The following is a 13630-nucleotide window of genomic DNA, read 5'->3' as shown; positions in this document are numbered from 1 at the left end:
AAGTGCTTTCTCTAGCGCTGAGACGACAATATCCGAAGCGAGGTGGACATGGCTGGTCGAGTGGTTCGCACTATCGAGCGCGCCGACGCGTCGGTAATCGATGGTCTGGCGCATGCCGGCGTCGCGACGGTGCACGAGGCGCAGGGCCGGATCGGGCTGCTCGCCAGCCGTTTGCGGCCGATCTGGCCCGGTGCGCGGATCGCCGGATCGGCGGTGACGATCTCCGCGCCGCCGGGCGATAATTGGATGGTCCATGTCGCGATCGAGCAACTCAAGCAGGGGGACATCCTCGTCCTCGCGCCGACCAGTCCGTGCGAGGACGGCTATTTCGGCGATCTGCTGGCGACCTCGGCGATGGCACGGGGATGCCGCGGACTGGTGATCGATGCGGGCGTGCGCGACGTCCGTGATCTGACGCAGATGGCCTTCCCGGTCTGGTCCAAGGCGGTGTTCGCGCAAGGGACGGTCAAGGCGACCCTGGGATCGGTCAACGTGCCGATCGTTTGCGCCGGCGCCGCGATCGAGCCGGGCGATGTGATCGTCGCGGATGATGACGGCGTGTGCGTGGTCCGGCGCGCCGATGCCGCGTCAGTGCTGACAAAGGCCCAGGCGCGCGAAGCCAACGAGGAATCGAAGCGCCAGCGGCTGGCGGCGGGCGAACTCGGGCTCGATATCTACGATATGCGCGGCAAGCTCGAGGCGATGGGGCTGAAATATGAGTGACGGCATCCGCTGCATGTGGATGCGCGGCGGCACGTCCAAAGGCGGGTTCTTCCTTGCCGACGATCTGCCTGCCGACCCCGCGGCGCGCGATGCCTTGCTGTTGCGTGTGATGGGATCCCCCGATCCACGCCAGATCGACGGCATGGGCGGCGCCGACCCTTTGACCTCCAAAGTCGCGGTTGTCGCGAAATCGAGCCGTCCCGGCGTCGATGTCGATTATCTGTTCCTCCAGGTGTTCGTCGATCAGGCGATCGTCACCGACGCCCAGAATTGCGGCAACATGCTCGCAGGCGTCGGTCCGTTCGCGATCGAGCGCGGTCTGGTTGCGGCGACGGGCGACGAGACCCGCGTCGCGATCTTCATGGAGAATACCGGGCAGATCGCGGTGGCGACGGTGCGGACGCCAGGCGGCGTGCCGACCTACGCCGGCGAGGCGCGGATCGACGGCGTGCTGGGTACCGCGGCGCCCGTGCCGCTCGAATTCCGCGACACCGCGGGATCGTCCTGCGGGGCGCTGTTGCCGACCGGCAACGCAGTGGACGAGATCGAAGGCGTTGCCTGCACGCTGATCGACAACGGCATGCCGTGCGTCGTGTTCAGCGCTGCCGAGGTCGGCGCGACCGGCTATGAGGATCGCGAGACGCTCGACGGCGATAGCGCGCTCAAGGCGCGGATCGAGGCGATCCGGCTGAAGGCCGGGCCACTGATGAACCTGGGCGACGTGACCGAGAAATCGGTGCCCAAGATGATGCTGGTGGCGCCGCCCGGCCATGGCGGCGCGGTGACGGTAAGGAGCTTCATCCCGCATCGCGCGCATGCCACGATCGGGGTGCTCGGCGCGGTCAGCGTCGCCACCGCCTGCCTGATTCCGGGGTCCCCCGCCGCCGCGGTGGCGGTCGTCCCGGACGGTCCGGTCAAGACGGTGTCGGTCGAGCATCCGACTGGCGAGATGAGCTGCGTGCTGACGCTCGACGACGCTGGCCAGGTCGCGACCGCAGCGCTGCTTCGTACCGCGCGCAAGCTGATGGATGGGGAAGTGTTCGCATGAGTACCGACGTCGACGGTCGCATCCGCAGCTGGGCCGAAGCGCCTTCGCAGCCGCGCTTCGTGCCGCCGCCCGGCGCGATCGACGCGCATTGTCACGTCTTCGGCCCCGCCGCGCTTTTCCCGTTCAGTGCCAAGGCCAAATACCTGCCCGAGGATGCCGGCCCGGACATGCTGTTCGCGCTGCGCGACCGGCTGGGGTTCGATCGCAACGTCATCGTCCAGGCGAGCTGTCATGGTACCGACAATGCCGCCACGCTCGATGCGATCATGAGATCGGAGGGCAAGGCGAGGGGAGTAGCGGTGGTCGACCCGGCAATCGCCGACGCCGAACTCGACCGCCTGCACCAGGGTGGCATTCGCGGCATCCGGTTCAATTTCCTCAAGCGGCTGGTCGACGACGCGCCCAAGGACAAGTTCCTCGATGTGGCGCAGCGGCTGCCGGCGGGCTGGCACGTCGTGGTCTATTTCGAGGCCGATATCCTGGAGGAATTGCGGCCGTTTCTCGATGCGATCTCGGTTCCGCTGGTGATCGACCATATGGGTCGCCCAGATGTTTCGCAGGGACCCGACGGCGCCGACATGCGGGCGTTCCGGCGGTTGCTCGACAGCCGCGACGACATCTGGTTCAAGGCGACCTGTCCCGACCGGCTCGATCCCGCCGGGCCGCCCTGGGACGATTTCGCGGCGGCGGTCGCGCCGTTAGTGGCCGACTATCCCGACCGTGCCTTGTGGGGCACCGACTGGCCGCACCCCAACATGCAGGATGCGATCCCCGACGACGGTGCGCTGGTCGACATGATCCCGCGCATCGCCCCGACGCCTGAATTGCAGCGCAAGCTGCTGATCGACAATCCCGAGCGGTTGTACTGGCCCGACATTACGGGCTGAACGCCACGACTTCGCCAATGCCCCGCGGTTCGCGTGAGTCCATGCCGGCCGTTCGCTCCAATCCAAGCCGTTGGCGCCGGCGTGCGCTAGTCCTCTTCATCAGACCGTTCAAAGCGGCCGGGTTCAGGGGAGGACAATTTTGCGCACGTCAATTATCGGCATCCTGTTGGGGACCACCGTCATCCTGCCGTCGCTCGCGCATGCGCAAGCGGCGCCCGGGACGCCACCCCAGGCGGATCCGCCTCAGGTCGAAACCAATAGCGGCATTCCCGATATCGTCGTCACCGCGCAGAAGCGTTCCGAGAATGTGCAGGACGTGCCGATCGCGATCTCGGCCTTCACCGCCGACACGCTGAAGGAGCGGGCGGTCACCAGCATTTCCCAGCTGTCGGCGATCGCGCCCAACGTCAATCTCGACGCCGGCACGCCCTTCTCCGGCTCCACCGCCGTACTGTCCGCTTATATCCGCGGCATCGGCTCGGACGATTTCGCATTCAACATCGATCCCGGCGTCGGCATCTATCTGGACGGCGTCTATCTGGCGCGGACAGTCGGCGCCAACCAGGACCTGCCCGATGTCGAGCGCGTCGAGATCCTGAAGGGGCCGCAGGGAACCTTGTTCGGGCGCAACACGATCGGCGGCGCGATCTCGATCGTCACCCACGACCCGGGCAAGACCTTCCGCGTCAGCGGCGACATCACGACTGGCAGCTTCAATCTGCTCCAGGCGCGTGGCACGGTCGATATTCCGATCGCCGATGGGTTATCCTCGTCACTCACGTTCGGGGTGCGGACGCGCGACGGCTATCTGAAGCGTATTTCCTATCCCGATGCGCGCGCGAACAATTCGCCGTCCTTCGCCGCGTTCGACGCCGCGGGCTATGACAGCGCACAGCGCGAAGGCGCCAATGACAATTACAACCTGCGCGGCAAGCTCAAATGGGACAATGGCGGCCCGGTCCGGCTGACTTTGTCGGGCGATTACAGCCGCGACAAGGGAACATCGGCGAACAAGCTACTGGGAACGGCCGAAACCGTGCCGGGCAATTTCGCCGGCACGACTAACCTGCCGGGCACTGCCTTCGATCCGACCGGCACGACCGGTTTCCTGTTTGCCGGGCTGTACAATTTCTGCATCGGCGCCACGTCGGCGCAGATCGCCGCGCGCGGCGCGCAGGCGCTGTGCGGCGTGACGAGCACCCAATACAGCCCGCAATTCAAGCTGCCGAGCGTCGCCAGCGTCAATGTCGACGGCAATCCCAATAACGACCGGCTGCCGTGGGACAGCCGCTTCGTCACCGCCGATCCCGACCGCAGCTACGCCACCGGGAACAGCTATTCCGACCTGAAGAACTGGGGCGTGTCCGGCATCGTCGATATCGACCTGGCGAAGAATGTCGCGATCAAGTCGATCACCGCGTATCGCGCCTTGCATTGGAATGCCGGCCTCGATGCCGATGGCTCGCCGCTCAATTTTCTCCAGCTCAGCTTCAAGATGAACCAGTGGCAGTTCAGCCAGGAAGTGCAGCTGCTCGGCAAGGCGTTCGACAACAAGCTCAACTACGTGCTTGGCGCCTATTATTTCAAGGAAGCCGGCGACCTGCACGATTACGTCACCTTCGCCGAAGGGCTGGTTCAGGTCGACGGCCCCAACACGCTCAAGACCGAGAATTACGCCGCCTTCGGACAGGTGGATTTCCGCCCGATCGACCTGATCGGCATCACCCTGGGCGGTCGCTACACCCGCGAAAACAAGCAATTCGAGGGCGGGCAGCAGGAGCTCAACGGGTTCAACTACAAGTTGTTCGGCTGTTCCGACGCCAATGGCAACATCACGCCCAACGGGCCGTTCCCGCTGGCGCCGGTGACATGCCAGCAGGGATTGTCGTTCCCGGACCCGAACAATCCGGTCCGCGTCTATGTGCCGGGCGTCAACCGCAAGACCTTCACCAACTTCTCGCCGAAGGTCGGCATCCAGTTGCATGCCGCCAAGGACATCCTGCTCTATGGCAGCTGGTCGAAGGGCTACAAGACCGGCGGCTGGACCACGCGCCTGACCAATCCGCAGGGCAATGTCGCGCCGGGCTTCGATGAGGAAAAGGCGACGACCTGGGAAGCCGGCGTCAAGTCGACCTGGTTCGACCACAAGCTTCAGCTCAACGCGGCAGCGTACACGACCGACTATCAGGGTATCCAGCTCAACATCCAGATCGGAACGTCGCCGACCATCGCCAATGCCGGCAATGCGCGGATCAAGGGCTTCGAAGTGGAGATGGTCGCCGCACCCGTGACCGGGCTGACGATCAACGGCTCGGTCGGTTACACCGATGCCTATTACACCTATGTATCCCCCGCCGCGACGGCGGTGGGCGGGGCCAATGTATTCCAGGCGGGGACGCTGGTCGGGGCGGCGTTGCCGAAGACGCCGAAATGGCAGCTCAGCCTCAGTCCGCGTTATGAAACCAGGCTGGGGAATGGCGGCTCGTTGGTGTTGCTCGCCGACTGGAGCCACACCACCAGCGCATGGAACGACGCACAGCGCACCTATCTGTTGTTCCGGCCGACTACCAACACGGTCAATGCCAGCCTGACCTATCGCGAGCCTGGCGACCATTGGACGCTGACGGTCGGCGGCACCAACCTGACCGATGGCCGCTATCTCACCTCGGGCGGATCGAACGTGTCGGCGGGGGTCTTCTTCGGCACCTATAACCGGCCGCGCGAATGGTATGCCAAGTTCGGCTTCCGGTTCTGATTCGATGGAGGGACTGACAGCACAGGCCGCGATCGTAGAGGCTCCCGGCGGCGAGTTCACCCTCGCCGCTGTCACCATCGACCCGCCCGGGCCAGAGCAGGTGCGGGTCGCGATCCATGCCTGCGGGGTCTGCCACACCGACATGGTGATGCGCGACGGCGGGTTGCCAATCCCCTTTCCGGTGGTCCTGGGGCATGAAGGGGCGGGGGTGGTCGAGGCGGTGGGCTCGGCGGTCGAGGGGATCGCGCCGGGCGATCACGTGCTGCTGAGCTTCCACAGCTGCGGCCGATGCACGGCCTGTGGCGACCATCAGCCCGGCTATTGCGACGAGTTCGTCCCGCGCAATTTTCTCGGCGCGCGGACGGTGGGCGAGGGCGATATCCGGCGCGATGGCTCGGCCGTCGGGGGTAATATCTTCGGCCAGTCCGCTTTCGCCACCTCGGCGCTCGCGCATGCCGACAATGTGGTGCCGATCGATCCCGCATTGCCGCTCGCGTTGCTCGCGCCGCTCGGCTGCGGCATCCAGACCGGTGCCGGCACGGTGATGGAAACGCTGCGCCTGCAACCCGGCCAGTCGATCGCGGTGTTCGGTGGCGGTGCGGTCGGGCTGGCCGCGGTGATGGCCGCACGGATTCTCGGCGCGAGCAGGATCGCGGTGCTCGACCTCCATCCGGCGCGCCTCGATCTGGCGCGTGATCTCGGCGCGACGGAAACGGCTGATGCGATCGAACGGCTGTCGGGCCCGTTCGACCATATCGTCGACACGACCGGCGTTCCGGCATTGGTGGAGCGCGCGATCGACCTGCTCGCCCCGCGTGGTACGCTGGCGCTGGTCGGCGCCTATCCGCCCGGCGGAGCGATCTCGATCGACCCTGCCGCCGTCATGTCTGTCGGCCGGCGTGTCGTCGGGGTGGTCGAGGGCGGCATCGACCCACGCCGCTTCATTCCGCGGCTCATCGATCATTATCGCGCCGGCGAATTGCCGCTGGAAAAGCTCGTCCGGACCTACCGCTTCGCGGAGATCGAACGCGCGTTCGCCGCCTCCAGCGAAGGGTCGGTGGTCAAGCCGGTGTTGGTGATGCCGGCCGTGTCCTGACGGCCGGATTGTTTTATGCGGACGTCGGCAGGCCCAATTACGAGACCACGGACTCCTTGCTGCAGGCCGCCCAATGACATCCCCTGAGCGAACGGCGCCGCTCAACTTGCCCAAAAGGACATACTCGCAATTGCCGCGGCATTATTTCGTGATGTGATTTTCAGGGACGGGGAGGCGGCGTCGTCGAGCGAGCTTTCGAGAAGTGCGACGCGAGCGCGACCACCTGGGTTCGATTATTGGCCTTCAGCCGGCGCATCAATTCCTTGACGTGCGCCTTGACGGCGCGCTCGCTGATACCAAGCGCCAGGGCGATGCTCTTGTTGGTCAACCCGCGTTCGAGTCCGTCGAGCACCTGAAGCTGCCGCGGCGTGCATGCGGTTTCGCTGCCGCGTTCCATCGCGGGGAAGATGCCCGCATCGATGGTGGTGAGAAGCGAGAAATCGAACGCGGGATAGACCATCCAGCCTGCGCAGGCGAAGCGGATCGCCTCGATGATTCGATCGAAGGGCGTATCGCTGCCAAGAAACACGCGGACGCCTTGCCGAAGCGCGGCTGCCGCATAGGGCGCTGCGATCGAGTTGGTCAATGTGATGACCACCCGCATCCCGCCCAGGCCGCCCAATGTGGTCACGATGTTGCCGAGATCCGCCTCGCTGAACGGATCCGCTGCGAGATTGACCACCACGGCGTCGATGCGGTTTGTCTCGATGACGGCGACGGCTTCCTCGAGATTCGCGACTGCGACCGCGGATGCGACATCGGACGCGTCTTGCAATGCGGCGACCAGGCAATCCCGCGTCAGCGATCGCGGATCGACGATAAGCAGCCGGGCCTTGGGCGGGCCCGTTCCTCCCGGAGAAAGCGGCTGCTTGGCGCGGCGGCCCGGGAGCGGCAGCATTCTTACATTGTCGGTGTCCGATGGCTGATCCGGGTTGGCCATCAGCACTACAAACGCCACGTCAAAGGATAGAACGGGGGTGCGGCGATCATGGCTTGGCAATGCCTATCGGGAGCGCGGCCAAGGCGCGCGATATGCCGTTGCCGGCAGAACCAGAGCCGTAATAGGTCTTGAACTTATGATAATATTGCAGACCGTCGCCACATGCCAGCCGAGCATGTTTGGCGTAGTTGACGCGGTTGAACACCACGCCGGTCACTTCGCCATCGAATTGCATCAGCGTCGACTGCACGAGATCCGGCGTCGTCTTGCCCCAGCGCAGAACCAGCAACACGGCGTCGGCAAAGCGTGCCACCGAGCTTGCGTCGCCGACCGCGAGGACAGGCGGCGTGTTGACGATGATCTGATCGAACCGCGTGCGAAGTTCGTCCATCAGGACCTTGATCTGCGGAGAGGCGAGAACGGCGCCGGGATCGGCGAAGGGCTTGCGAACGAAGATCGCCTTCAAGCCGGGTGAGGTCGAGCTCGACACGATGATATCGTCGAGCGTCGCTTCGCCACGCAGGTAGTCGAGCAGGTCCTTTTCATCGCCATCCCGGTCGATCAGGCCGTCGAGACCTGGTCGCCTGAGGTCGAATTCTAGGACGATCGCCGTCCGGAAGGTCGCTATCGCGGCAGCGGCTAGCGCAATTGCGATGGTGGTCTTTCCATCGTCGGGCAGCGGCGAGGTCACGACGATAACATTGCCACTCGGCTGTGGCAGCAGTCGCGACAATTTGCCCTCCATCGTTCGGACGGCTTCGGCAAAGAGCGTATAAGGTCGCGAGATCACCGCGACATGCGCCGGTACGCGGTTCCGCCGTGGAACTTCGGGGATCAGCCCGAAGGTCGGAAGGCCGGTGAGGGCGTAAATCTGCGTCGCGGTGCGGACATGATTGTCGGTCGCCTCGGAGATAAGGACGACGATAACGCCAATGATCATCGACGCGGCAAGCGCTGCCCCCAGCATCGGCATGGTGCGCGGGAAGCTGGGTTGGGTCGGCAACAATGCCGCGGAAGCGACGGAGGCATCCGCTTTGACCAGATCGCTCTGCCGCAGCGTTTGCTTCAATCGCGACAGGAGCGACAGATAGACCGTTTGTGTCGCCGTCGCGTTGCGCTCGAGATCGGCCAGCGGAACGCTCAGCATGCCACGCTCGAGCGATTGCGAGCGCATGCTGCCAAGGTCGCCTGCCAGCGTGCCCACGCGGGCTCCTTGCGCCGAGGCGTCATTGCTGAACTGTTGCCGGAGCCGACCGGTTTCCGCTCCGATGCCACGGCGGATCTGCTCGAGCTCGGCCTCCGCCTTCTGCACATCGGGATGGGCGTGGCCATACATGGTCAATAATTGGGCGAGGCGCTGGTTCGTGGCGTTCTCCTGCGCCCGCAACGTCGCGAGCAAGGGAGACATTAATTGCCCGCTCGCACCCGCGCCGGCGCTGCGGGCGCCTGCTTCGGCACGCGCGGCACGAGCGGCGGCGAGTTCGGACGCCGCCCTGCTCATCTGGGCCGAATTGGCATCACTGCCGGGGCCGGGATCGATGTTGTGGCTGCGGCGGTAGGACGCGATCGACCAATTGGTGGCGAGAAGCTGCTGACGCAGTTCCTCGACGCGGCGCCCCAACGCCTCCGCCACGCGGCGCTGGGCAGCGCGCCGCTCGGTGATCTGGATATCGATGTAGGACGAGGTGATCTTGTTCGCTATTCGGGCGGCCTTGGCCGGGCTGACGGACGTGGCGCTGACGTTGATGAAACTGGTCTGGCCATCCTGATCGACCTTGACCGCGGATTGCAGTCGGTCGGTGACTTTTTCGATCAATTGGGGCGGCACCTCGGGAGGCTTTGGCTTCGTCCCGGCGGCTGGGCGCGATTTGGCCACTGAGGCAGTCGGCATGGGTTGCCCGGCCGTGGGATTGAATTCGGGATCGTCATACAGCGCCAGATCGCGCACCACCCGGCGCGCCACCGATCGCGAGTTCAACAGCTGAAGCTGGGTTTCGATCTGGTGAGCACGCCGCAATTCCAGGTCGCGGATAGAGGTTGGCGCGGCGGCGTCGTCACTGCTGAGATCGAGATCGTCCGTATCGACGCGCATCACCGCGGTTGCCCGATATCGCGGTTCGATAACGAGCAGGGCAACCACCGTGATGCCGAGGATCAGGGCCATCGTGGCGAGAAGTTCGCGGTAGCGTCGCCTCAGCACGCGCAGGAAGTCGGTGCCGACCGAGGGGCCTTCCAACCGGGCCTCCGGACCGCGATGGTCCGGTAAAAGGGTCTCGTGCATATTCATGCTGTCCATCCCCGTAGCGGTGCGCCTGCTCATCCCGCGACCAGCGCAGCCGACCAAACTGTAGGGCGTGGCGATCAGCATCGCAGCGGCAATGAAGGATAGGGCAGGGGGACTCCGGTCCATCACTATGCGACCGAACCGGACCAGATGGGTGAGGCGTGATGGGAAATGCTACCCCTCACGGATTATCCCGATATCGGAGGCGGTGTTTTGGCGGTGTGGTGGCATGTCCCTGTCAGCAGCGCGGGAAGACACTCATGATCATGACGCCATTTGATCGCGCCCGGCACGTGTCGTGAGCACAATGCCTCCGGATCAGTCGATCGCGGCCACCACCAAGCGCTCGGGGCATGACGGCACGCTGGTCCGGTTCGCGCGCAACGCTTTTCATCTTGCCAGCGGCAATGCCTCCGCGGTCGGTCTCGGCATGATCACCTTGGCGTTCAGCGCCCAGATGCTGGGCCCCGCGCTTCTCGGCATCCTTGCGACCATCGAAGGTTACGGCCGGATGGTCGACCAGATCGTCAGGCTTGAGACCTGGCAGGCGCTGATCCGTTATGGGGCGGACGCCCTCGAGAAGCAGGACCGCAACCGGTTTCGATCGCTGGTCAAGCTCGGCGTGGTCATGGATCTGGTCGGTGCATCGCTTTCGGCTACGGTGGCATTTCTCGCAATTCCGATAGCCGCGCATTGGCTCGGCTGGGACTCGGCAACCAGCACGATGGCGCGCGTCTATTGCATTGCGGTGCTCTTCGGCATTTCGTCCACACCGATCGGCGTATTGCGACTATTCAATCGGTTTGCCGGGATGGCCTGGCTCGAACCGGCCATCGCCGCGGTCCGCCTCGCCGGCGTCGCGGTGATCTGGGCAATGGACGGCTCGCTTTGGTCGTTCCTTCTCCTCGGCATCGTCCTCCAATGTTCGCAACGCGTCATTCTCGGCTGGATGGCGTGGCGCGAACTGAAAGCGCAAGGGTTTGTCGGGATCCTCGGCGCGCCGATCTCGAATGCCGGGGCTCGCTTTCCGGGTATCTGGAGCTTCATCCTGGCCGCCAACGGGACGCTCCTGATCCGGAAGAGCACGCAGGAAATCGACCTCCTTGCCGTCGCCGCGATCGCTGGCCCGGCGGGTGCCGGCATCTACCAACTGGTACGCAAGTTCACCCTGGCGGCGACCAAGGCGGGGGCGATGATGCAACAGGTCGTGTATCCTGAGCTCGCACGTTTATGGGCACGCCGCGATCTTGCCACCTTTGCCAGGACGATACGGCAAGTCGAGGTCCTGACGGTCGGATTCGGGTTGATGTTCGTCAGCGTCGCGGCGTTGGCCGGTGATCAGATCATCCGCATTATCGGCGGCTCGAAGTTCGAGGATGCCGAGATGCCGTTGATCGTCCAGTCATTCGCCGCTTTATTGTTCCTGTCGGGCAGCGCATTGCGGCCCGGCCTGGCATCAATGGGTCTTCAGGCGAAGATGATGCCGGCCGTCATCGCCTCGGCGATTGCGTTCTACGCAGTCCTCTTCACCGCCGTGCCGCAACTAGGAGTCGTCGGTGCGGGATTGGCGCACATTGCGTTCAATGTAATCTGGCTACCGACATCGGCTCTGTTATTTACGCGGTCGCTACGTCGAGCGGCGCTGAATCCGCAACCGTCAGCAACGTGAGTCCGCGGTTTGCGGCCCAGATCGCTGCCTGGGTGCGGTTCTGCACGCGCAACTTGCGCAGGATCGCCTTGATGTGAACCTTGACCGTCGCATCGGCGATATTCAGCTTACGCGAGATGATCTTGTTGGGGTCTCCATTGAGCAGGCACCGCAGGATCTCAATTTCCCGGTTCGACAAGGGGAGGCCGGTGATGCCGGCTTCCCGCCCGTTGCACATTATCTGCGGGATGGAATGAGAGAGCGATTCAGCGAGCTCCGATGGTAGGACTTTCTCTCCCATCGCGATGAGGCGCAGCGCACCGGCCAGCGGCGCACAGGATATGGCCTTGACGAGATAGCCATCGACGGCGCCAGACGCGAAAGCCTGGGCTACTTCCTCGATATTATATTGGTCCATCATCAGCACGATGCGGCTGGTTGGGAAGCGTTCGTGCAATTCCCCGCAGGATTGGATGCCTTCTTCGATCGAGTTCGCATCGACGATGATGACGTCGCAATCCAGTGGTCCGAAATCAAACGAGTTCGATTCGGCTGCGTCCACGACGAAACCCTGATCGATCAGGATTCGCCTCAGGCCTTCGCGGATGATCTCGCTCTTCCCCAAGATGGAAACGTGCATGTCTTGTAACATATCAGTTACCCCCAGTTAGGTAGAAAGCGCGACCCTCCTCATGGCTGCCGATCCTTTTGGGACCTGTTGTGACCTATTATGTCCGATTCGGGTGGAAAAGGCCATATGTTTTATTATGTATATTTGAAGATATAGATCAATAACATAGATCATATCGGGCGCGCACTGTCCAAACAAGCTAGTCTGGATTAGCTTGATCCGGGACAAAGCCAAAGCGATCCCAGAGCTCTCGGAAAATTTGATCTATGTCTGATTTGTCCAATTGGACAGTGTTGCAATATACTTTTGATTTTTGCCTGATTGTTAAGGATGTTAATGGCAGAAAATCGTTCTAATGCCTATCGTTTTGGGGGATTTTACACACACCGTTCGATTGGCGTTGAACAGACGAAGGCTTCGGCGAGCGACGGCATGAAGTGAACACTATTGCGAGATCCCGCCGATTGATGCTCCCATTTCCCATCCTCACCCGACCCGCCTGCGCCGACTCGTCACTGGAGCACCGTCGTCCTTGGTAGCGGCGCATTTCGCTATCAGGTCGATCCAGCTTTTATTCACCTGTCGCGCATCGAAACGGACCGCCCCGGCCACCGCGGCGGCACCAAGGCGCTGGCGTAGTGCCGCATCGGTCAGGAGACGGCGCAACGCAGCGGCAAGCGCGGCGGTGTCTTCGGGCGGTACGAGCAATCCATCGACATTGTCCGTGACCATGTCGGCAGGACCGAAATCGCAATCGAACGCCGCGACCGGCAGGCCCGAGCCCATCGCTTCCGCGAGGACGTTCGCAAAGCCTTCGTAGCGCGACGACAATACGAACGCATCGGCGGCAGCTACCCAGTCTCCCGGTGTAGCGCTCGCGCCGGGCAGAAAGGCGCGGCTGCCTAGGCCCAAACGCTCGATCTGACGTTCCAGCGCGGCGCGATCCGGTCCTTCGCCAAAAATCTTCAATCGCCAGTCCGGCACCTCGTCGGCAATTTCGGCGAAGGCGTTCAGCAACATGTCGAAGCCCTTTTGCTCGGTCAGTCGGCCGACGGCGACAAGGGTGGGTGGCGACACTATTCGCGGCGCGGCCCGCGGGGCGAGCATGGGATTGGGAATGACCAATGCCCGGACACGCTGTGCGCGGGGGAGGCAGATCTTGCTCCGCTCGGTCAGCATTACGATAGCGGCAGCAGTGGGATACAGGCGGTCGAGCAACAATTTCCAGACGAAATGCGATCGCTGTCGGAGCGGGTTGTTGCGCTCCGAAACGATCATCGGCGTTCCGGTGCCGATCCTGGCGAGCAACGCAAGCACGTTGACCTTGGTCAGGAACGACACGGCGACGTCGAAGCGCTCCTTGCGCAGGAGCTTCCGTAACGCCCAGATGCGTCGCATCATCAGGACGATGCGCGACGGCCCTTTTGCCGCAATGGGGAGGGCGAGCCGTCGAAGCCGAACGCGTGCATCATATCGATGGAAAACGGGGTCAGTCGGCCGGTCGAAGGTGACGATCGTCACGTCCCAACCCTGTGCCAAGGCAGCGCGCGACACGAGGTCGATGATCCGCTCCGCGCCGCCCGCGTCCAACGCCGCCAGGATGAAAACGATGCGCATG

10 protein-coding genes are annotated in these 13630 nt (G+C 63.6%); 6 read left to right on the top strand and 4 right to left on the bottom strand.

Annotated features, from left to right (window positions below; translation table 11 throughout):
* Nucleotides 1-48 precede the first annotated feature (48 nt).
* From SMA01S_RS05235 to SMA01S_RS05215, 5 genes are all read left to right on the top strand, one after another.
* Complete coding sequence (locus tag SMA01S_RS05235) at nt 49-723, top strand: 4-carboxy-4-hydroxy-2-oxoadipate aldolase/oxaloacetate decarboxylase (RefSeq protein WP_066818838.1); 675 nt, start codon at nt 49-51, stop codon at nt 721-723.
* On the top strand, nt 716-1771 hold the full coding sequence (locus SMA01S_RS05230; protein WP_066818837.1) for a 4-oxalomesaconate tautomerase: 1056 nt from the start codon (nt 716-718) through the stop codon (nt 1769-1771). The genes SMA01S_RS05235 and SMA01S_RS05230 overlap by 8 nt, the downstream gene beginning before the upstream one ends.
* Nucleotides 1768-2658 carry an amidohydrolase family protein gene (locus tag SMA01S_RS05225; protein WP_066818836.1) on the top strand — a complete coding sequence of 297 codons (891 nt, stop codon included), beginning with the start codon at nt 1768-1770 and terminating at the stop codon, nt 2656-2658. Before SMA01S_RS05230 ends, SMA01S_RS05225 begins: the two co-directional genes overlap by 4 nt.
* Nucleotides 2659-2797: 139 nt before the next feature.
* Nucleotides 2798-5413, top strand: coding sequence for a TonB-dependent receptor (locus SMA01S_RS05220; protein WP_245649164.1), 2616 nt, complete (start codon nt 2798-2800; stop codon nt 5411-5413).
* Nucleotides 5414-5417: 4 nt separating this feature from the next.
* Entirely contained in the window at nt 5418-6509 is a 1092-nt protein-coding gene (locus tag SMA01S_RS05215) for an NAD(P)-dependent alcohol dehydrogenase (protein WP_066818833.1), read from the top strand.
* Nucleotides 6510-6669: 160 nt separating this feature from the next.
* Here SMA01S_RS05215 and SMA01S_RS05210 read toward each other — a convergent pair whose 3' ends face one another.
* Together SMA01S_RS05210 and SMA01S_RS05205 are read right to left on the bottom strand one after the other, a co-directional pair.
* The gene (locus tag SMA01S_RS05210; RefSeq protein ID WP_157093815.1) at nt 6670-7467 is read right to left on the bottom strand and encodes a response regulator transcription factor; all 798 of its coding nucleotides are present in this window, start codon (nt 7465-7467) and stop codon (nt 6670-6672) included.
* Nucleotides 7468-7495: 28 nt separating this feature from the next.
* Nucleotides 7496-9730, bottom strand: coding sequence for a GumC family protein (locus SMA01S_RS05205; RefSeq protein ID WP_218016841.1), 2235 nt, complete (start codon nt 9728-9730; stop codon nt 7496-7498).
* A 310-nt stretch (nt 9731-10040) separates the two neighbouring features.
* Between SMA01S_RS05205 and SMA01S_RS05200 the strand changes: the two genes are divergently transcribed.
* The gene (locus SMA01S_RS05200; protein WP_066818824.1) at nt 10041-11402 is read left to right on the top strand and encodes a lipopolysaccharide biosynthesis protein; all 1362 of its coding nucleotides are present in this window, start codon (nt 10041-10043) and stop codon (nt 11400-11402) included.
* Here SMA01S_RS05200 and SMA01S_RS05195 read toward each other — a convergent pair.
* Together SMA01S_RS05195 and SMA01S_RS05190 are read right to left on the bottom strand one after the other, a co-directional pair.
* Nucleotides 11350-12021: a LuxR C-terminal-related transcriptional regulator gene (locus tag SMA01S_RS05195; RefSeq protein ID WP_066818822.1), complete on the bottom strand. Its 672-nt coding sequence runs from the start codon at nt 12019-12021 to the stop codon at nt 11350-11352. The two genes, SMA01S_RS05200 and SMA01S_RS05195, sit on opposite strands and share 53 nt — an antisense overlap.
* 477 nt (nt 12022-12498) lie before the next feature.
* On the bottom strand, nt 12499-13629 hold the full coding sequence (locus SMA01S_RS05190) for a glycosyltransferase family 4 protein (protein ID WP_169804191.1): 1131 nt from the start codon (nt 13627-13629) through the stop codon (nt 12499-12501).
* Between the last annotated feature and the right edge of the window lies 1 nt (nt 13630).

The organism is Sphingomonas mali NBRC 15500 (assembly GCF_001598415.1).
GTDB lineage: Bacteria > Pseudomonadota > Alphaproteobacteria > Sphingomonadales > Sphingomonadaceae > Sphingomonas > Sphingomonas mali.
Note: the sequence above shows the minus strand (reverse complement) of the source record. Positions and strands in the feature narration are given on the sequence as shown.

Excerpts from the sequence above, each read along its gene's own strand:
- SMA01S_RS05235 (WP_066818838.1), top strand. The coding sequence starts at position 49 with ATGGCTGGTCGAGTGGTTCGCACTATCGAGCGCGCCGACGCGTCGGTA.
- SMA01S_RS05230 (WP_066818837.1), top strand. The coding sequence starts at position 716 with ATGAGTGACGGCATCCGCTGCATGTGGATGCGCGGCGGCACGTCCAAA.
- SMA01S_RS05225 (WP_066818836.1), top strand. The coding sequence starts at position 1,768 with ATGAGTACCGACGTCGACGGTCGCATCCGCAGCTGGGCCGAAGCGCCT.
- SMA01S_RS05215 (WP_066818833.1), top strand. The coding sequence starts at position 5,418 with ATGGAGGGACTGACAGCACAGGCCGCGATCGTAGAGGCTCCCGGCGGC.
- SMA01S_RS05205 (WP_218016841.1), bottom strand. The coding sequence starts at position 9,730 with ATGCACGAGACCCTTTTACCGGACCATCGCGGTCCGGAGGCCCGGTTG.
- SMA01S_RS05200 (WP_066818824.1), top strand. The coding sequence starts at position 10,041 with ATGCCTCCGGATCAGTCGATCGCGGCCACCACCAAGCGCTCGGGGCAT.
- SMA01S_RS05195 (WP_066818822.1), bottom strand. The coding sequence starts at position 12,021 with ATGCACGTTTCCATCTTGGGGAAGAGCGAGATCATCCGCGAAGGCCTG.
- SMA01S_RS05190 (WP_169804191.1), bottom strand. The coding sequence starts at position 13,629 with ATGCGCATCGTTTTCATCCTGGCGGCGTTGGACGCGGGCGGCGCGGAG.